This is a genomic window from Aquirufa sp. ROCK-SH2, from assembly GCF_054558315.1.
This window is the reverse complement of record NZ_JBPXKB010000002.1, coordinates 699,775-719,014: the sequence shown is the minus strand read 5'-3', so window position 1 is coordinate 719,014 and position 19,240 is coordinate 699,775. Positions and strand designations below refer to the sequence as shown.

Sequence of the window (19,240 nt, the reverse complement as noted above, 5' to 3'; positions counted from 1 at the left end):
CCTCTTACCTAAAATCAGGGTTTATTCGAATCTACCTTCAAACGTTGTTCTCTGTTTGAAATTTCCCAAGCCATGTAAAAAACTAATCGGCCGACGCGTTGGCATTGATCGAATTCAATTTTATCCACATCGTCTGTAGGTTGGTGATAATCAGCATGAACACCATTAAAAAAGAAGGCTACAGGGATTCCGTGTTTGGCAAAATTATAATGATCAGAACGATAATAGAATCGATTCGGGTCATTTGGGTCATTGAATTTAAAATCTAAATCTAATCCCACATGCTTTTGATTTTGATCTACCAAAACTTGACGAAGCTCTGAAGAAAGTTTATCAGAACCAATTTCATAAATATAATCTGGCTTCCCAATGTGATCATCATCTTCTCGACCCGTCATATCAATATTCAAATCGCAAACTGTATTTGCTAATGGGAATAATGGATGATTAGAATAATACTCAGACCCTAAAAGTCCCTTTTCTTCTCCCGTTACGGTCATAAATAAAATACTTCTTCTTGGTCTATGTCCGTCGGCTGCTGCCTTTCCAAAGGCTTCTGCTAATTCCAAAACAGTCACAGTTCCTGAACCATCATCATTGGCTCCATTGTTAATTTGTCCATCAATGGAAATTCCAATGTGATCATAATGCGCAGTAATCACAACCACTTCTTCCTTTTTATCCGTTCCTTCTAAATAACCTACTACATTATACGTATCTACCGGCTTTTCCGTTCTTTCAATCGTTAAGTTGATTGAATTCGATTTAAACTTAGAAGGAAGTGATTTTTTTTCTTTCCCCAAATTCGTTTTATACGCTAATAAATTTTCTTGGCTTGTGTTCAAGAGTTGTGCAGCCATTTCTGTTGAAATTAACAGAACAGGAAATTCTCCTGCTGGATTAATCGTTTCATCTTTCTGAACCATTCGTTCATTACCAAAACGCTGCATCATAACTTGGCGCTGACGTACTTGATTTCCAAAACCTACTTCATCTTTATCAGTGATCAAAATTAAGCCCTTCGAGCCAGCAGCTTTGGCTAATTTCATTTTTTCCTTCCATCCGTCCCCTTTTCCGAAAGCCGAAGGATCTTTTGTTCCTGATAAAACATAATTTCCTTGTGCATCTTTAGCTTCACCTTCAAATGCCAAGATATATTCGCCCTTAAGTTTCAATGGATCAAAATCGGTATAATTTCCTTTTTGAACTCCATAACCTACGAAAACGACTTTAGCCTTTGTTCCAGCGACTACAGGCGCCAAAGCATTTGCCATAAAATCTTTTAAATATTCGTATTTCTTACCCTTGATTTCCAATGAAATATTTGTCCAAGCTCGATTCACTAAATCTACTTTTTGAAAATAACTGCCTTGAACAGGCGCTAATCCAACCTTTTTAAAATGATCAGCGATGTATTTTGCGGCAACTAATTGTTCAGCTGAACCTGTGTTCCTACCTTTTAAGCTATCGGATGCAATAAAAGTTAAATGTTTTTTCAAATCTTCTGCCTTGATTGAATAGGCATAAGTTACTGGATTTACCTGTGCAAATGCAGTGGATAATGTTAGCAGAAATGCTGAAATAAGCATTAAAACTTGAATCGATTTTTGTTTCATATTTGTTGAAGAAAATATTTAAGCTACGAAGATAAGAATTGAAAAATAAATCCCATAAAAAGATTATTTTTGTAGCGTTTTTTCAATCATCAACCCAGCCTAATATGATTCCAAATTTCAAGTATCGCGAAGATTTTTCATTACGTCATAATAATTCAGATCCGACCGATATTTCAGAAATGTTGAAAACCATTGGTGTCGACAGCTTAGAGACATTAATTCAACAAACTGTTCCGTCTAAAATCAGATTAAAAAATCCATTGCGCTTACCAAATCCTAAAACTGAATTTGAGTTTTTAAGAGATTTCAAAGCCATCATGGGTCAAAATAAAATCTTTAAAAGCCACATTGGCTTGGGATATTATGATACGATTGTTCCTTCGGTAATTTTGAGAAACATCTTGGAAAATCCGTCATGGTACACAGCCTATACACCTTATCAAGCAGAAATTGCACAAGGTCGTTTAGAGATGTTATTGAATTACCAAACAATGATCATCGATTTGACGGGAATGGAATTGGCGAATGCTTCCTTATTGGATGAAGGTACAGCAGCCGCTGAAGCAATGACCATGTTGTATGGTCAAAGACCTGCTTCTAGATCTAAGGCTGAAGCATTTTTCGTTTCTGAATTATGCTTACCACAAACGATTGATGTATTAAAAACGAGGGCAGAACCTATTGGAATTGAAATTGTCGTAGGAAATCATGAAAATTTTGATGTGACAGACGAAAGATTTTATGGCTTATTGGTTCAATATCCAGCTTCCAATGGAGAAGTTTTAAATTACCAATCGCTGATTCAATCTGCCAAAGAAAAAGAATTACAAGTCGTTGTTGCTGCCGACTTATTGGCATTAACCATTTTAACTCCTCCAGGAGAAATGGGAGCTGATGTGGTCATTGGTTGTTCACAAAGATTTGGTGTACCAATGGGTTTTGGTGGGCCACATGCTGCTTTTTTTGCAACGAAAGAAAAATACAAAAGAAATATTCCCGGTCGTATCATCGGAGTTTCCGTGGATTCAGAGGGAAATAGAGCATTGAGAATGGCCTTGCAAACTCGTGAGCAACATATCCGAAGAGAAAAGGCAACTTCCAATATTTGTACAGCACAAGTTTTACTTTCTATCATGGCTGCGGCTTATGCCGTTTACCATGGACCAGAAGGTTTGAAAAATATTGCTAGCAAAATTTATGGCTTAACGGAATTATTGACAGCGGGTTTGAAGAAATTAGGCTTTGAAATTGAAAATACGCATCACTTCGATACCATCACCGTTAAAACAGGTGAATTTACGGCTGATATCAGAGAATTTGCAGAGGAAGCTGAACGTAATTTTAGGTATTTCAAAAAAGATGCCTCAAAATTAAGCATTGCTTTGGATGAGACTTCCAATGAAGATGATGTGATCGAAATTTTAGCTTTCTTCCAAAGAGCCAAAGGTCAATCCATTGGTGGAGAGGAAATTGAAGTTTCTTGGAAATTACCTAAAGAACTCGTTCGTACTTCTTCTTATTTGAGTCACCCCGTTTTCCATAAATATCATTCTGAGCACGGAATGTTGCGTTATTTAAAATCTTTGGAAAACAAAGATTTATCGATGGTTCACTCCATGATTTCATTGGGGTCTTGTACCATGAAATTGAATGCAACCACGGAAATGATCCCGGTCACATGGCCGGAATTAGGTAAAATTCACCCATTTGCGCCAGGATATCAAACCAAAGGATACCAAAGGTTGATTATCGAATTAAGCGCTTGGTTGTGTGAAGTAACTGGTTTTGCGGCAATGTCTATGCAACCCAATTCAGGTGCACAAGGCGAATACGCTGGACTAATGGTTATTCGTGCATATCATGAAAGTCGTGGCGATTCACACAGAAATATTGCCATCATTCCGTCATCTGCTCATGGTACGAATCCAGCTTCTGCTGTTATGGCAGGAATGAAGGTAGTTGTTTCACCTTGCGATGCCAATGGAAATATCGATGTTGCTGATTTACGTGCAAAAGCGGAACAATACAAAGATAATTTAGCTTGTTTAATGGTGACTTACCCAAGTACCCATGGGGTATTTGAAGAATCTATTCAAGAAGTTTGTGCCATCATTCATGAATTTGGAGGACAAGTTTACATGGATGGTGCTAATATGAATGCGCAAGTAGGATTAACTTCTCCAGCAACAATCGGAGCTGATGTTTGCCATTTGAATCTTCATAAAACATTTTGTATTCCGCATGGTGGCGGTGGACCAGGCATGGGGCCAATTGGGGTTGCTCCTCAATTAGTACCTTTTCTACCAGGTCACGTAATTACAGATTCCATTGAAGCTGAAAAGCATGGCGCAGTTTCTGCAGCCCCAGTTGGTTCAGCAAGTATTTTAGCCATTTCTTATGCCTACATCGCAATGATGGGTGGAGAAGGTTTAAAAACTGCGACTGAAACTGCTATTTTAAATGCCAACTATATCAAAGCACATTTGGAAAAAGAATTTCCAATTTTATATACAGGAACACAAGGAAGATGTGCACATGAAATGATTGTAGATTGTCGTCCATTTAAACTCAGTGCAGGTGTTGAAGCAGAAGACATAGCAAAACGTTTAATGGATTATGGTTTCCATGCACCTACCCTTTCTTTCCCTGTGGCAGGAACTTTAATGATTGAACCTACTGAATCTGAAAACAAAGAGGAATTAGATCGTTTTATCAATGCCTTACTAAGCATTCGCGAGGAAATTAGAGAAATTGAGAACGGCCTTGCAGATAAAACAAGCAATGTCTTAAAACATGCTCCCCATACACAATCCATCGTCCTATTAGGCGAGTGGACACGTCCTTATAGCCGTGAAAAAGCTGTTTTCCCATTGGACTACGTAAAAGCCAATAAATTCTGGCCAAGCGTTTCTCGCATCGATTCTGCCTATGGAGATCGTAATTTGGTTTGCGCTTGTGAGCCGATAGAGAGCTACGTTTGAGGTAAGAGGTAAGAGGTAAGAGGTAAAAGGTAAGAGGTAAGAGGTAAGAGGTAAGAGGTAAGAGGTAAGAGGTAAGAGGTAAGAGGTAAGAGGTAAGAGGTAAGAGGTAAAAGGTAAGAGGTAAGAGGTAATATTGTTTGAATACGTTGGCTGAGGCACTCGAAGCCAATGGTTCATGAACAAAAAATAATCTTTTATATCTGACACCTTTTACCTTTTACCTCTTACCTTTTACCTCTTTTTCTCTCTTCTATGAAAAATAAATATAGTATGCTTGCATAACATTTTATTTTTTAAGTAAATTAGCACCTCAATAAAAACCTAAACTACAATTCAATGAATCGTTCCATCAAAAAAGTAGCTATCCTTGGCTCTGGAATCATGGGTTCACGAATAGCTTGTCATTTTGCCAATATAGGCGTAAAGGTATTGCTATTAGATATTGCACCAAAAAATCTTTTGCCTGAAGAAGAAGCCAAAGGCTTAACCTTAGAGCATCCCTTGGTAAAAAACAGAATTGTCAATTACGCATTTCAACAAACGATAAAGGCAAAGCCTGCTTCCTTATATTTAAGCAGCTTTGCCGAAAATATTACACTCGGAAATTTTGATGATAACTTAAAAGATATTCAGTCGGTAGACTGGATTATCGAAGTGATTGTTGAAAATTTAGAGATCAAAAAATCATTGTATGATAAAGTAGACCAGCTTAGAAGCCCAGGTACTTTAATCAGTTCTAACACTTCAGGAATTCCGATACATTTGATGTCAGAAGGAAGAAGCGAAGATTTTCAAAAGCATTTTTGCGGCACTCACTTTTTCAATCCGCCTAGGTATTTGAAACTTTTGGAAATCATTCCAACCCCGCAAACAGATTCTTCTGTCGTTGACTTTATTGCAAAATATGGAGAAACATTATTGGGTAAAACTACGGTAATTTGCAAGGACACCCCTGCTTTCATTGCGAATCGGATAGGAGTTTATTCCATGATGCAAACCATGAAAGTGGTTGAAGAATTAGGTTTAAGTGTTGAGCAAGTGGACAAATTAACATCAAAAGTAGTAGGACGACCTAAATCAGGCACGTTCAGACTTTCTGATGTGGTTGGATTAGACACAACGGTTCATGTGGCTAACAATCTACAAAAAGCCTTGCAAAACGATGAAAGCAAGGATATTTTCACTTTACCCAATATGCTCCAACAATTAATGGAGAATAAATGGCTGGGGGATAAAACAGGTCAAGGCTTTTACAAAAAGATAAAAGGTGCCAATGGGAAAAGTGAAATTTTAGCTTTGGACCTACAAACTTTCGAATACCGTCCTACTCAAAAGGTATCATTTGAAACTTTGGAAAGAACCAAGGCCATCGATTCATTAAGCAAACGATTTGACTATTTATTAGCAGGAAAAGATTTAGCGGGGGAATTTTACAGAAAAACTTTCTTGGATGGCTTCCGATATGCTTCCAACCGTGTACCTGAAATTGCGGATGAATTTTACAAAATTGACCAAGCGATTTGTGCAGGATTTGGTTGGGAAATGGGAATTTTTGAAACTTGGGATGCCATAGGAGTACAAAAAGGCATTGATTTGATGCGGGAAAATGGTTTTGAACCTGCGGCTTGGGTCAATGAAATGATTTCAAATGGTTGCAACAGTTTCTATCAAACCGAGGCAGGGGTTCGTAAATATTATGATTTAGAAACAAAATCGTATCAAACGATTCCAGGTTCTGAGAAAAACATCGCATTAGCTAATTTCAAACCTGAAAAGGTTGTTTACCAAAATGATGATGCGACCATCATGGACATTGGTGATGATATTCTTTGTTTAGAATTTCATTCAAAAATGAATACCATGGGGCAAGGTGTTTTGGAAGGAATTCAAAAAGCGATTGATTTAGCAGAAAAAAACTACCGAGGTTTAGTGATTGGAAACGAAGGCATCGAAGCCTTCTCTGCCGGCGCGAATTTAGGCATGTTATTTATGTATGCAGCCAATCAAGAATTTGACGAAGTCAATCAAATGATTGCCATTTTCCAAAACACGATGATGCGGGTACGATATTCATCGATACCCGTTGTGATTGCCCCTCATACACTTGCATTAGGTGGAGGTTGCGAAATATGTTTACACTCGGATAAATTGGTGGCACATGCGGAAACTTACATGGGTTTAGTAGAAGTAGGAGTTGGATTAATTCCAGCAGGTGGAGGAACCAAAGAAATGGCCCTTCGCATGGGTGATGCGCGCCAAAATGGGGATGTGGAATTGAATCGTTTACAAAATGCCTTCATGAATATTGCAACGGCAAAAGTCAGTACATCTGCCCATGAAGCAAGGGACATGAATTATTTAAGACCCTTCGATCGAATCGTTTTAAATCGAAGTCAATTGATTGCTGAGGCTAAAAAAGAGGCATTGGCATTAGCAGATGCTGGTTATGTACAAAAACAACCTAGATCCAATGTTTGGGTAGAAGGCAAACAAGGTTTGGCTTTATTCAAAGCAGGAATTTACGGAATGAAATTAGGAAATTACATTTCTGAGCACGATGCTTTAATTGCCAATAAATTAGCTTATGCCATTTGCGGGGGTGATTTAGATGCACCTCAAATGGTAACTGAACAATATTTATTGGATCTAGAAAGAGAAGCATTTTTATCGCTTTCTGGCGAGAAAAAGACTTTGGAAAGAATTGGAAGCTTATTAGGTGGTGGAAAACCATTGAGAAATTAATCCTTTTAACATTTGACTTATGAATGCATACATCATAGCAGGATATAGAACAGCAGTGGCAAAAGCCAATAAAGGTGGTTTTCGTTCCATGCGCCCAGATACTTTAGCCGCGGAGGTAATCAAGCATTTGGTTGCCCAAGTACCAAGCTTAGACCCAAGCAGAGTCGACGATTTAATTGTAGGAAATGCTATACCAGAAGCAGAACAAGGCATGCAGATGGCTCGTTATATTTCATTGCTTTCTTTGCCTAAAAATGTACCAGGTTTCATCATTAACCGATATTGCGGTTCAGGCTTAGAAGCCATAGCCCTAGCCTCCGCAAAAATCAGTTCAGGAATGGCTGATTGTATTATCGCCGGTGGAACTGAATCGATGTCGATGTTACCCATGATGGGACATAAAACCGTATTAAATTACGACATTGCTACCGAACATCCAGACTATTATATAGGAATGGGATTAACAGCTGAAGAAGTAAGTAAAAAATACGAAATCGGCAGAACGGCACAAGATGAATTCGCTTTTGCATCACATCAAAAAGCCTTAGCAGCGCAACAGGCAGGAAAATTTGAAAGCGAAATTGTCCCAATCAAAGTTTCAGAAAATTATTTTGATGCCGCTTCAGGAAAGAAAAAAACGAAAGAATACATCGTTTCAAAAGATGAAGGCCCAAGAGCAGATACTACCTTGGAGGCATTGGGAAAATTAAGACCCGTATTTTCCATGGGTGGCACGGTTACTGCTGGAAACGCTTCTCAAACCTCTGATGGGGCTGCCTTTGTGATGGTCGTTTCAGAAAAGTTTTTAAAAGAATTAAATGTTCAACCCATTGCAAGAATGGCTAGTTATGCCACAGCAGGGGTAGAACCAAGTTTGATGGGCATTGGTCCAGTGGAAGCTATACCTATCGCTTTGAAAAAAGCTGGATTGGTATTGAACGACATTCAACAGATCGAATTGAATGAAGCATTTGCCGCGCAGTCATTGGCAGTGATCAAAACATTGGGCATAGATCCCAACATCGTAAATGTGAATGGAGGAGCCATTGCTTTGGGACATCCCCTAGGTTGCTCTGGCGCTAAATTATCCATTCAATTGTTCAATGAAATGAGACGCAGAAACCAAAAATATGGCATGGTAACAGCTTGTGTAGGCGGTGGACAAGGAGTTGCAGGCATTTATGAATTATTATAGAAAATACTTTATCAATAAATAGATGGAAGGCTGCCTGAAAGGGCAGCTTTTTTTATAATTTAAAGAATTTACTTCAAAGAGATATTTTATTCAAATATCTGTTTATCAAAAGGAAATTTCTCCACATTAACAATTGAAATTTTAGAAAAATCTGAATGATTGGGATTAATTAGTAAATTAAAATCACCCTTAACAACAACAGAAGGCAGTTTTAAAACACAATTTTTGTTTTCAATTACAAAGTTGCTGCCTATTTTTTGAGTTGAAGGTGGAAAAGGAAATTCTCTCCAATCTTTTGGCAAATCAGATTCATTGAATTCTTGAATTACAAGATCATCTGGTATCTCAATCGTAATAATCACAAAATCTTCCGGCAAGGTAGCAAGGGTTAAATGTACAGCCATTTCAGCCATGGCAAGTGACCTGTTTTGAGCGGTATAAATCAATTCTGTACCTTTTTGATTCCATCTTGCACCATAGAATGCTGAACCTTTACCAGAAAGTGGGGTAGCAAACTTTTCTCTTGCAAGCCTATACACCTCCATTTAGACGAATATTCCGTGGTTAATACGTGTTAATTCACTGATGACAAGTTCCTTGCCATAAGAGTCTTTCAATAAATCAAGTGGTTTTAAACTCCCTAATGCGAAATTTGGCGTATTTAACCATAATTTGAATTTTTCTAAATTACCCAATACATCTAATCCGACCTTAGTAACTTCAGCCATTTCAATTATTTTCTCCGAGTGTATAGGCTTAAAGTGATGCTCAGATGCTACCCTATATCGTTGTAAAGATTTTGTCGAAATGTCCAGAAAATTGGCCCAATCATTTTCAGAAAATGGAGTATTATTTTGAATCAAGTCAAATAGAGAATAAGGAATTCCTGCTCTTATCGCAATGACAATCAACATTTTATCCTCTAAAAATTCCTCATAGCTAATCCGTCTACCTACATTAATATTACTTGATTTAAAAAAAGCAGCTATTTCTTTATCAAGTTTACCCTCTAATTTTTCAATTGCCGTTGCCATAATTTTAATATTTAGGACATTTGTCTACAAAAATAAGACATTTGTACATATTTTTCAATAACCATCAAATTTACATGATATAAACATTCATAGATCTATAAAAACTGATATTAAAAACCTATTTACTGATAATTTTCTTATCCATCTTTTATGTAATTTCGTACATGTTTAAAGCTGATCTAAGAAAACAATTTCTTGAAAAACGAAAAGAATTGACAGAGATTCAGTTCCAAGAATTGAATAAGAGTCTCTGTTCGAATGTAGAGAAATATATCCAAGAATTAACTAGGCCTCAAACCATTGCTTCCTTTTTGCCCATCGCCGCAAAACATGAAATCGAAACAGCGCAGATTCATGAAGATATTACACGGATGAATGGTGGCCATACGCTTTGTTTTCCAAGGGTAATGAATGGGATTGAGATGCAATTTTTCAAAATCAATTCGGCCAATGAACTTGTTTTATCCAAATGGGGTATACCGGAACCTATGGAGGATCTAGAGAATCTAATAAACCCCCAGGAAATACAACTCATGTTTATCCCTTTGTTGGCTTTTGATAAAAAGGGGCACCGAGTAGGTTATGGCAAGGGTTTTTATGATCAATATTTGGCACAATGTTCTAATAACTTAATTAAAATCGGACTAAGTCTTTTCGAAGAATTCAGTGAAATAGATGATATGGAAATGACAGATATCCCATTAGATATCATCATCACCCCTTCTCGGCTGTACAGAGTGGAAACTATGTAAAAATCCAATCGATTTAAATCTAAAAAACCGAATACATAGAATTATTACAATTTTCCTTTCTAGTTCAAACTTTAAGCCCTAATTTTGCGAGCTATCAAGTAAATTGAGTTGTGAAAATCAAACAATTAGTGATTTTTTTACTGAGTTTTATCCCTTTCTTGTGCCATAGCCAAGATGAAGTAAAAACAAAACTATATCCCATTGAACAGAAGCAATCGATTTTTGATAATAAATACATTTATAAGCGTCAAATCATCGACTCCCCTTCTGCCCTTCAAATTCCTTTATTGGAAGCCAAGGACCCAGAAATCAGTTATGAATTTTTGACTTTTAAAAAACAAAGAAAAACAATGGGCTGGGTTTCCGGTTTATCAACCGCAGTTGCATTGTATTCTTTTTTGAGTAAAGACAAGGTTTCTGATGGCTTTTATTGGTCAATTGTAGGAGGAACAGCTTTATTCAATATTTATTTAGGCACTGTTAGTATGAAACATTTTAACAAAGCCTTAAATCGTTACAATGAATTAGCAAAATCTAATCAACAGGTAACATTGAAATTAAATCCCATAGGCCCTTTAGGACCGAATTTGGGTGTAGCGTGGAATTATCAATTTTAATAGAAGTATAAAAATGAAAGTTGCAGTAGTTGGCGCCACTGGTTTGGTAGGCGGTGAAATTTTAAAAGTATTGGCGGAAAGAAATTTCCCAGTAACTGAATTAATTCCGGTAGCTTCGGAAAGATCCATTGGCAAAAAAGTTAGCTTCAAAGGCAAAGATTATGAAGTAGTTGGCTTTGATACGGCTATTGCTATGAAACCTAATGTAGCTATTTTTTCAGCTGGAGGAGGTACTTCGTTGGAAATTGCCCCCAAATTTGCTGCAGCAGGAATTACCGTTGTTGATAATTCATCTGCATGGAGAATGGACCCTAGCAAAAAATTAGTGGTTCCAGAAATCAACGCAAGTACTTTAACCAAAGACGACAAAATTATTGCAAATCCTAATTGCTCTACCATACAAATGGTTGTGGTAATGAACCCTTTGCACAAAAAATACAAAATCAAACGTGTAGTAGTATCCACTTATCAATCAGTTACCGGAACAGGTAAAGCAGCAGTTGATCAATTATTTGATGAAAGAGCTGGAAAAACCGACTATAACAAAGTTTATCCGCATAAAATTGATTTAAATGTTCTTCCTCATATTGATGTTTTCTTAGAAAATGGATACACCAAAGAGGAAATGAAAATGATTTTGGAAACGAAAAAAATCATGATGGATGATTCCATCGCGGTTACAGCTACCACGGTTCGTATCCCAACGATTGGAGGACACTCGGAAGCAGTCAATATTGAATTTGAAAATGATTTTGATTTAGCAGAGGTTCGTGCAATCCTTGAGAAGGAAGAAGGTATTATCGTACAAGATGATCCGAAAAACTTCCACTATCCAATGCCGATTACCGCACATGGAAAAGACGAAGTGTTTGTAGGGCGTATCCGTAGAGATGAATCTCAAGCAAAGACATTAAACCTTTGGATCGTAGCTGATAATTTACGAAAAGGTGCCGCTACGAATGCGGTGCAAATCGCGGAATATTTGGCCAAAAATAACTTAATTTAATAATCAGGCCGGTTCTTCCGGCCTTTTTTATATGACTAGACTAAGTGTAAATATCAATAAAATTGCCACTTTGAGAAATTCAAGAGGAGGCAATAATCCGGATTTGATACAAGTCGCATTGGATTGTGAGCGATTTGGTGCAGAAGGAATTACGGTTCATCCAAGACCCGATGAACGCCATATTCGATATGCAGATGTTTACGCTTTGAAAGAAAAAATTTCTAGAGAATTCAATATCGAAGGGAACCCTTTGGAAGAAAAATTCGTTGAATTGGTTTTGGCTGTCAAGCCTGAGCAAGTTACCTTGGTACCTGATGCTTTGGGACAAATTACCTCCAACCACGGTTGGAACACCGTTGAGCATCAAGAATTATTGAAAAAATTAATTCACCCGTTTAAAGAAGCGGGTATCAGAACTTCGATTTTTGTGGACCCTGTGTTGGAAATGATTGAAGCGGCAGTAAGTACAGGAGCTGACCGAATCGAATTATATACAGAACCATTTGCAGAGCTTTTTCCAACAGACCCCGTAAAGTCGGTTGCTGATTATAGAAAAGCTGCATTTAGAGCGCATCAATTGGGGTTAGGCATCAACGCTGGACACGATTTAAGCCTAGAGAATTTGGCATTTTTCAAAGCCCAGGTGAATCCTTTGGATGAAGTTTCCATCGGACATGCATTGATTTGTGATGCCTTGTATTATGGATTAGAAAATACGATTCAATTGTATAAAAGACAGTTGAGGTAAGAGGTAAGAGGTAAGAGGTAAGAGGTAAAAGGTAAGAGGTAAGAGGTAAGAGGTAAGAGGTAAAAGGTAAAAGGTAAGAGGTAAGAGGTAAGAGGTAAGAGGTAAGAGGTAAAACTTTTCTCTTTTCTCTTTTCTCTTTTCTCTTTTCTCTCTTCTCTCTTCTCTCTTCTCTCTTCGAATATGTTTATGAAATACTTTGTTAAACACTTATTGAAAATTCTTTTTATACTGAGCTTAGGACTTGGTATAACGACTATTGCTCAAGGTGCTAAAACTTTCACAAAAAATCATAAAAGCCTACATTCAACTTCTAAATCAACACAAAATCAGATAGTTATAGACCTTGAAGAAGAGGAAGTTGAAGAAGAAGTTGATCAAAATGAGCCTAGCATTGAAAAGGTTTTTTCACTTGCAAAATTTTCAATTGCCACTTCCCTTTTAAATACACTTAAACAAGAAATTACCACTTCTCAAGAACACTTTGATCTCATCAAAGCTTATCAAATTTCTTACTTTTTAGAATTTCAAAACCTACGACTGTAGGATCATTTTTCCTCCGTTTTTTACATTTATTTATTCTCAAATGGCATTTCAATGCCCAAAACTTACACGCGATGAAAAAATTTGCATATTTTATCTTATTCCTAAGTATCTCCAATACAATTTTTGGACAAACTGATAATGAAGTTCTAAAAGTCAAATTAAACGAAAGTGGTAGTCATTATTTTCAAACTACTTTTTTAAATCAAGTTTGGGTCCGCACAACAGAAAATAATCCAGGAACCACCGTAGAAGGTAATCCAGAATCGAATACTTTCGATATTGGTTTAAGAAGAACAAGAATTCAATTATATGGACAATTGACCGATCGGGCATTTATCTATTTTCAATTTGGGCAAAACAATTTTAATGCCCAATACAATTCAACTGGTAATCGGAAAATTGCACCTTTTTTCCATGATGCATTGGGAGAATATAGGGTTTCAGAACAAAATCAATTGAAAATTGGAGGTGGATTGAGTATCATTTCTGGTTTATCACGATTTTCTCAACCAAGTATCGGAACCATTACAAGCATGGATGTGCCTGTTTTTGCACAAACAACAGTAGATCAAATTGATCAGTTTTCTAGAAAATTAAGCGTTTATGCAAGAGGACAAATCGGTCATTGGGATTATCGTTTCATATTAAGTGACCCCTTCCCTATCAGTTCCAATGGGCAAACTCCCCCAGCACTTTCTAACTATGCTAATTTTAGCACAAAAGGGCATTCATTGCAACAACAAGCTTATTTGATTTATCAATTTTTTGATCATGAAAATCACACAACTCCTTACATGACAGGCTCCTATTTAGGCACCAAAAAAATTGTAAATATTGCAGGAGGATTTATTCATCAATCCAATGCGATGTGGTCAAAAAATGCTGTGGGAGATACTACTTATCAGCAAATGATGCATTGGGCGGTAGAAAGTTTTGTGGATTTACCCTTGAACAAAGCTAGACATAGTGCCATTAATGCCTATTTGGGATATTTTAATACCAATTACGGGACCAATTATTTGCGATACAATGGAGCAATGAATCCAGCCAATGGAACTAATTTGAATTCAAGTAATTCGATAACAGGACAAGGTGCCACGTATGGAAATTCCTATCCCATGTTTGGAACAGGACATATTATTTATTCACAAATTGCTTATTTGTTACCTTCCAAAACGGCAGGTATGTCAAATAGATGGATGCCTTATCTTGCCTCAAGCTTAGCATCTTATGATCGAATGAATGGATTGCCTGTAAATACTTATAATTTGGGTATCAATTATTATTTACAAGGGAATAAAGCTAAATTAAGTTTGGATTTACAAAACAGACCTAGCTATTTTGTAAAAGATGGAGAAGTGAAATCGGGAGATCGATTGAATAGCTTAACACTTCAATTTCAATTGTTTATTTAATAATTCATTTGAAAAAAATGCATGAACATCCAAAAATATTGTTAATTGAAGATGATCAGATGATCAGTAAAAATCTTTCTGATTTTTTATTGAATGAGTCTTATCAGGTGGAACAAGTTTTTGATGGTGAACATGCTTTAGAAAGTTTTCAAAATAGGCATTTCGATTTAGTCATTTTAGATATCAATCTACCCGACATGAGTGGATTTCAGGTATGTAAATCTATTCGAAAAGAGAATCAAAATACTCCTATTTTGATTCTCACAGCCTATGATGAATTGGAAGACAAAATGGAAGGCTTCAATGTGGGTGCAGATGATTACCTCACAAAGCCATTTTTCATGAAAGAGGTTTCTGCAAGAATCAAATCATTATTAAAACGTGTAAAAAAACAAGAACCCAATCAAGATATCATTCGAATCGAAGATTTATTAATAGATTTAAGTAAAAATATAGTTAAAAGAGCAAATATAGACATCACATTAACTCCAAGGGAGTTCAATTTACTATTAATGCTAGTGAATGCAAGAGGGAAAATTGTAACAAAGAAAGAACTAAATAAATTTATCTGGGGCGGGTCTTTGGACGACAACAACAATACGATTGAAGTATACATCAATTTTCTTCGAAAGAAAATTGATAAACCATTTGTCAAACAATTGATTAAAACCAAAATTGGCTTTGGCTATTATTTAGATATCCTATGAATATAAGACAAAGAATATTGGTGTATTTTTCCATCTTAGCTATCGCTATTACTGGCTTCGCCTTCCTTTTGATATTCACGCTTTTTTCTAATTATCGAAGAGAAGAATTTCAACAAAGAATCAAGGACCACATCATCTCGACGATTACTTTTCTTGAAGAATCACAAGCTTCCAACCACAACATCATTCGATCTATGGGGCGTTTGAAAATCAATAAATTATTGAATGAAAAAACCTTACTATTTAATTCAAAGAAACAATTAATTTATTCTAGTTTAGATGACACAGTGATCGAATTTTCCAATGATTTATTAAACGGTTTGAATAGTCGAAAAAAAATCATTGAAAGTAAGGAAGGTGAAAATGACGTAGTGGGCATTTATTTCATCGATGATGGAATCGAATATTATGGCATATCAAAAGCATATGATGAGTTTGGTTATAGTAAATTGGAATTTTTAAAATACGCCCTGGGGATATTATTTATCATTATATCGGCACTCATTCTTCTTTCCTCCTTTATTTTAGCCAAGCAGATTACGCAACCTATTATTTCGATGGCAGCTGCTTTGAAGATTATCAATATCGAAACAGCGAATCATTTATTACCCATTCCAGAAAACAAGGATGAAATATACTTATTGACCAATCGCTTCAATGATTTAATGCTAAGGTTACAAAATTCATTTGCCTTTCAAAAACATGCCATTCACCACATTTCACATGAATTAAAAACCCCTATTTCCATCTTGGTTTCCAACTTAGAAAAACTGGAATCGGAAGAAGATAAGTTGTTATTGAAAGAAGGAATTAAAAATCAAAAAGAAGATACCAAGTTATTGGGCGACATGATCAACGCTTTGTTGGAAATAGCCAAAGTAGAGACACATTCCAATTTAACTTTTCAGGAATTACGAATGGATGATGTTGTGTTTGATTGGGTAGCCGATTGCAAAAAAATTCACCCAAAATTTAAATTTGACATCATATTTGATGAAAAATTAGATTCCGACCGTGGTGTTTCAATTCAAGGAAACGAGCGCTTGATGAAAATGGTCATTCAAAATTTACTGTTGAATTGTGTCAATTATTCATCAGAAAACAAAGCAATTATTCATTTCAAAAACCAAAGAAACCATTTAATTATTCAAATTTCGAACAAAGGAAAAGTAATTGCAGATCCAGAAATACCCTATTTATTTCAACATTTTTTCAGAGGAGAAAACAGTAAGGGTAAAAGAGGTTTTGGATTAGGTTTGGTTTTAGTCAACAAAATTATTGAATTGCATCATGGTAAAATTGACTATTCAAGTACGGTAAATTCAATCAATAGATTTACTATTTATTTGCCTTTGCATAAATAGAAGAGGTAAGAGGTAAGAGGTAAGAGGTAAGAGGTAAGAGGTAAGAGGTAAAGGTTTTGAGCTCGATGGCTGAGCGGAGTCGAAGCCAGAGGGCTAAAAGAGGAAATAAATTCTTAATAAAAATCATTTTAAGTTCAATTTAAGTTCGATTTCTACAATTTCGTATCGTTGTAAAGAATTCGAACAATGCAAAATAAATTAATATTTCTATTTTGGATGGTTTCCATCAAGGCTTTTGCTTTGGGAGACACCTTATCTATTTCTATTTCTCAGGCCGATAAATTATTTATTTCGTCCAATTATCAATTATTGGCTGCGAACTTAAACATCAATGTACAAAAAGCACAGGAACTTCAGGCTAAACTGTATCCAAACCCTGTTCTTACTGCAGACTTTAATGCCATTGATCCTGAAAACAACAAGATTTTTCATTTAGGAAATAGTGGCCAGCAAAGTGTTCAAATTGAGCAATTGATTTTACTTGGAGGCAAAAGAAAAGCTCAAATTGATTTAGCCAAAACCAATACTCAAATGGCGGAATTGGCATTCGCTGATTTATTGCGTCAGTTGAAATTTCAATTACATGCAGGTTTGTATTTATTAAGTCAAAAGGAATTATTGATCAAAAAGTACGATAACCAATTGGCACAATTGGATCAAATCATGTCGTCATTTGAAACGCAGGTACAAAAAGGCAATATTCCTTTAAAGGATTTGGTTCGTTTAAAAGGCGTATACTTAAATTTAAACAATGATCGAGCAGCTTTATTTTCCGATTATTTCGAGGAACTTTCCAAGCTGCAAATATTACTACAAACCAAATCCATCATAAAGCCAAATATCAGCGAATCTGATTTTGCAAAGTTCATCATTCCACTAAAATTGGATGAATTAATCAATAAATCTTTAGACAACAGACCCGATTTTTTAATGGCCAAAAAAGATATCGAATTTGGTGAACTTTATCTTTCCTATCAACAAAAATTAGCAAAGCCAGACATTACCCTATTTTCTTCATATGACCAACGTGGCGGAGCTTTTCAAAAACAAGTAAATATTGGTTTTGCAATCCCATTGATGTTTTGGAATAAAAATCAGGGAAATATAAATACCGCCAAAATTCAAGTAGAACAAAAAAACACTTTGCTCAAAAGTTTAAAGAATCAGATTGAATCTGAAGTTCAAAGCAATTATTTGCAATACCAACAAACTGCCAAAGAATACCAAAAAAATATCCATCTCTACAATGATGATTTTGAAATAACTTTAAAAGGGATGACGGATAATTTCAAAAAAGGGAATATCGGAATTTTAGAATTCGTCGATTTTTTTGAATCCTATAACAACGCTTTATCCGAAATTTCAAGGATTAAAATCCAATTAGCAACTACGATAGAACAGATTAAATTAAGTACAGCACAAGACAATTTTTAAGTATGAAAAATACGCTATTTATCCTATTGGGGGCATTTATCATTTTTGCTTCCTGTTCCAAAGAAAATAAAGAAGGGAGTCAAGCACTTGCTTTCCGATTAAGCGACACGATGTTGGCCCGCTGTGAATTTTATCACGCAGATTTAGCAGATGTCAAAAATGAACTCCGATTGTTCGGAAAAATCCAAGCAGACAATAACAAACAAGCTGAAGTATTCTCTTTGGTAGGTGGTAATGTCATTAAAATCAATGTGGAACTGGGCGATTATGTCAAAAAAGGTCAAATTCTTGCTGTCATTCGAAGTGGTGAATTAGCTGGTTTTGAAAGAGACAAATTAGATGCATTGGGAAATGTTGCGGTTGCAGAAAAAAACCTGCAAGTAGCGAAAGATTTATATCGTAGTAAATTAACTTCTGAAAAAGACGTCATTGTAGCTCAAAGAGAATTGGAACAACAACAAGCAGAATTGGCCCGAATCAATGAAATTTACAGTATTTACAACATGAAAAAGGGTTCCATTTACAATTTAACTGCTTCTATGAGTGGTTTTATTGTTAAAAAAGACATTTCACCTAATGAACAAATCAGATCAGATAATTCAAACGCCTTGTTTAGTATAGCGGAAATCAATGAAGTTTGGGCTATGGCCAATGTGAATGAAAGTGATATTCCACTGATTCAAAACGGTTATGTGGCTAACGTAAGCACTTTGAGTTATCCAGATCAAATCTACAAAGGAAAAATTGATAAAATCTTTACGACCATCGATCCAGATACCAAGGCCATGAAGGTTAGAATTAGAATTCCTAATACCGATTATAAGTTGAAGCCTGAAATGAATGCGACCATCAATGTTGAATATTCAGAACACAATAAGATGATTACAGTACCCTCTTCTGCGGTCATTTTCGATAAAAGTAAAAACTGGGTAATGATTTACAAAGATCGTTCGAATATTGAAACGAGATTGGTTGAAGTATATCGTCAAATAGGGAACGTAAGTTATATCAGTCATGGCTTACAAAAAGGCGAAAAAGTGATTTCGAAAAACGGCATGTTGATCTACGACGCATTGAATGACTAAA

Annotated in this window: 16 protein-coding genes; 13 read left to right on the top strand and 3 right to left on the bottom strand. The window is 35.9% G+C overall.

Annotated features, from left to right (window positions below; all coding sequences use genetic code 11):
* Positions 1 to 14: 14 nt before the first annotated feature.
* Positions 15 to 1,616 carry a M28 family peptidase gene (locus V7S79_RS07090; protein WP_459489867.1) on the bottom strand — a complete coding sequence of 534 codons (1,602 nt, stop codon included), beginning with the start codon at positions 1,614 to 1,616 and terminating at the stop codon, positions 15 to 17.
* A 104-nt stretch (positions 1,617 to 1,720) separates the two neighbouring features.
* Here V7S79_RS07090 and gcvP point away from each other — a divergent pair, with 104 nt between their 5' ends.
* The 3 genes from gcvP (at position 1,721) to V7S79_RS07075 (ending at position 8,534) form a co-directional block, all read left to right on the top strand.
* Positions 1,721 to 4,597, top strand: coding sequence for an aminomethyl-transferring glycine dehydrogenase (gene gcvP, locus V7S79_RS07085; RefSeq protein WP_459489866.1), 2,877 nt, complete (start codon positions 1,721 to 1,723; stop codon positions 4,595 to 4,597).
* A gap of 336 nt (positions 4,598 to 4,933) precedes the next feature.
* Complete coding sequence (locus V7S79_RS07080; RefSeq protein WP_459489865.1) at positions 4,934 to 7,339, top strand: 3-hydroxyacyl-CoA dehydrogenase/enoyl-CoA hydratase family protein; 2,406 nt, start codon at positions 4,934 to 4,936, stop codon at positions 7,337 to 7,339.
* 19 nt (positions 7,340 to 7,358) lie between these two features.
* Positions 7,359 to 8,534: an acetyl-CoA C-acyltransferase gene (locus V7S79_RS07075; protein WP_459489864.1), complete on the top strand. Its 1,176-nt coding sequence runs from the start codon at positions 7,359 to 7,361 to the stop codon at positions 8,532 to 8,534.
* An 86-nt stretch (positions 8,535 to 8,620) separates the two neighbouring features.
* Here the strand turns inward: V7S79_RS07075 and V7S79_RS07070 are convergent, their stop codons facing one another.
* Together V7S79_RS07070 and parS are read right to left on the bottom strand one after the other, a co-directional pair.
* A complete protein-coding gene (locus V7S79_RS07070) occupies positions 8,621 to 9,079 on the bottom strand; it encodes an RES family NAD+ phosphorylase (RefSeq protein ID WP_459489863.1) in 459 nt (152 codons plus the stop codon).
* Entirely contained in the window at positions 9,080 to 9,568 is a 489-nt protein-coding gene (parS, locus tag V7S79_RS07065) for a type II RES/Xre toxin-antitoxin system antitoxin (RefSeq protein WP_459489862.1), read from the bottom strand. It lies immediately after the preceding gene.
* 164 nt (positions 9,569 to 9,732) lie between these two features.
* On the opposite strand from parS, the gene V7S79_RS07060 reads away from it, so the two are divergent.
* The 10 genes from V7S79_RS07060 to V7S79_RS07015 all read left to right on the top strand — a co-directional run bounded on the left by V7S79_RS07060 (position 9,733) and on the right by V7S79_RS07015 (position 19,239).
* Positions 9,733 to 10,320, top strand: a complete 588-nt coding sequence (locus V7S79_RS07060; RefSeq protein ID WP_459489861.1) for a 5-formyltetrahydrofolate cyclo-ligase — start codon at positions 9,733 to 9,735, stop codon at positions 10,318 to 10,320.
* Between the two features lie 110 nt (positions 10,321 to 10,430).
* A complete protein-coding gene (locus tag V7S79_RS07055) occupies positions 10,431 to 10,937 on the top strand; it encodes a hypothetical protein (RefSeq protein WP_459489860.1) in 507 nt (168 codons plus the stop codon).
* A 13-nt stretch (positions 10,938 to 10,950) separates the two neighbouring features.
* Complete coding sequence (locus V7S79_RS07050) at positions 10,951 to 11,943, top strand: aspartate-semialdehyde dehydrogenase (RefSeq protein WP_459489859.1); 993 nt, start codon at positions 10,951 to 10,953, stop codon at positions 11,941 to 11,943.
* Between the two features lie 31 nt (positions 11,944 to 11,974).
* Positions 11,975 to 12,691, top strand: coding sequence for a pyridoxine 5'-phosphate synthase (locus V7S79_RS07045; RefSeq protein ID WP_459489857.1), 717 nt, complete (start codon positions 11,975 to 11,977; stop codon positions 12,689 to 12,691).
* A 186-nt stretch (positions 12,692 to 12,877) separates the two neighbouring features.
* Positions 12,878 to 13,234, top strand: coding sequence for a hypothetical protein (locus V7S79_RS07040; protein ID WP_459489856.1), 357 nt, complete (start codon positions 12,878 to 12,880; stop codon positions 13,232 to 13,234).
* Between the two features lie 71 nt (positions 13,235 to 13,305).
* Positions 13,306 to 14,649: a hypothetical protein gene (locus V7S79_RS07035; RefSeq protein WP_459489855.1), complete on the top strand. Its 1,344-nt coding sequence runs from the start codon at positions 13,306 to 13,308 to the stop codon at positions 14,647 to 14,649.
* Between the two features lie 17 nt (positions 14,650 to 14,666).
* Positions 14,667 to 15,356 (top strand): response regulator transcription factor, encoded by a 690-nt coding sequence (locus tag V7S79_RS07030; protein ID WP_459489853.1) that lies wholly within the window; start codon positions 14,667 to 14,669, stop codon positions 15,354 to 15,356.
* Positions 15,353 to 16,720: a HAMP domain-containing sensor histidine kinase gene (locus tag V7S79_RS07025; RefSeq protein ID WP_459489852.1), complete on the top strand. Its 1,368-nt coding sequence runs from the start codon at positions 15,353 to 15,355 to the stop codon at positions 16,718 to 16,720. The genes V7S79_RS07030 and V7S79_RS07025 overlap by 4 nt, the downstream gene beginning before the upstream one ends.
* A 186-nt stretch (positions 16,721 to 16,906) precedes the next feature.
* Positions 16,907 to 18,154: a TolC family protein gene (locus tag V7S79_RS07020; protein ID WP_459489851.1), complete on the top strand. Its 1,248-nt coding sequence runs from the start codon at positions 16,907 to 16,909 to the stop codon at positions 18,152 to 18,154.
* A 2-nt stretch (positions 18,155 to 18,156) separates the two neighbouring features.
* Positions 18,157 to 19,239 (top strand): efflux RND transporter periplasmic adaptor subunit, encoded by a 1,083-nt coding sequence (locus V7S79_RS07015; RefSeq protein WP_459489850.1) that lies wholly within the window; start codon positions 18,157 to 18,159, stop codon positions 19,237 to 19,239.
* Position 19,240 lies beyond the last annotated feature (1 nt).

Excerpts from the sequence above, each read along its gene's own strand:
- V7S79_RS07090 (WP_459489867.1), bottom strand. The coding sequence starts at position 1,616 with ATGAAACAAAAATCGATTCAAGTTTTAATGCTTATTTCAGCATTTCTG.
- gcvP (WP_459489866.1), top strand. The coding sequence starts at position 1,721 with ATGATTCCAAATTTCAAGTATCGCGAAGATTTTTCATTACGTCATAAT.
- V7S79_RS07080 (WP_459489865.1), top strand. The coding sequence starts at position 4,934 with ATGAATCGTTCCATCAAAAAAGTAGCTATCCTTGGCTCTGGAATCATG.
- V7S79_RS07075 (WP_459489864.1), top strand. The coding sequence starts at position 7,359 with ATGAATGCATACATCATAGCAGGATATAGAACAGCAGTGGCAAAAGCC.
- V7S79_RS07070 (WP_459489863.1), bottom strand. The coding sequence starts at position 9,079 with ATGGAGGTGTATAGGCTTGCAAGAGAAAAGTTTGCTACCCCACTTTCT.
- parS (WP_459489862.1), bottom strand. The coding sequence starts at position 9,568 with ATGGCAACGGCAATTGAAAAATTAGAGGGTAAACTTGATAAAGAAATA.
- V7S79_RS07060 (WP_459489861.1), top strand. The coding sequence starts at position 9,733 with ATGTTTAAAGCTGATCTAAGAAAACAATTTCTTGAAAAACGAAAAGAA.
- V7S79_RS07050 (WP_459489859.1), top strand. The coding sequence starts at position 10,951 with ATGAAAGTTGCAGTAGTTGGCGCCACTGGTTTGGTAGGCGGTGAAATT.
- V7S79_RS07045 (WP_459489857.1), top strand. The coding sequence starts at position 11,975 with ATGACTAGACTAAGTGTAAATATCAATAAAATTGCCACTTTGAGAAAT.
- V7S79_RS07040 (WP_459489856.1), top strand. The coding sequence starts at position 12,878 with ATGAAATACTTTGTTAAACACTTATTGAAAATTCTTTTTATACTGAGC.
- V7S79_RS07035 (WP_459489855.1), top strand. The coding sequence starts at position 13,306 with ATGAAAAAATTTGCATATTTTATCTTATTCCTAAGTATCTCCAATACA.
- V7S79_RS07030 (WP_459489853.1), top strand. The coding sequence starts at position 14,667 with ATGCATGAACATCCAAAAATATTGTTAATTGAAGATGATCAGATGATC.
- V7S79_RS07025 (WP_459489852.1), top strand. The coding sequence starts at position 15,353 with ATGAATATAAGACAAAGAATATTGGTGTATTTTTCCATCTTAGCTATC.
- V7S79_RS07020 (WP_459489851.1), top strand. The coding sequence starts at position 16,907 with ATGCAAAATAAATTAATATTTCTATTTTGGATGGTTTCCATCAAGGCT.
- V7S79_RS07015 (WP_459489850.1), top strand. The coding sequence starts at position 18,157 with ATGAAAAATACGCTATTTATCCTATTGGGGGCATTTATCATTTTTGCT.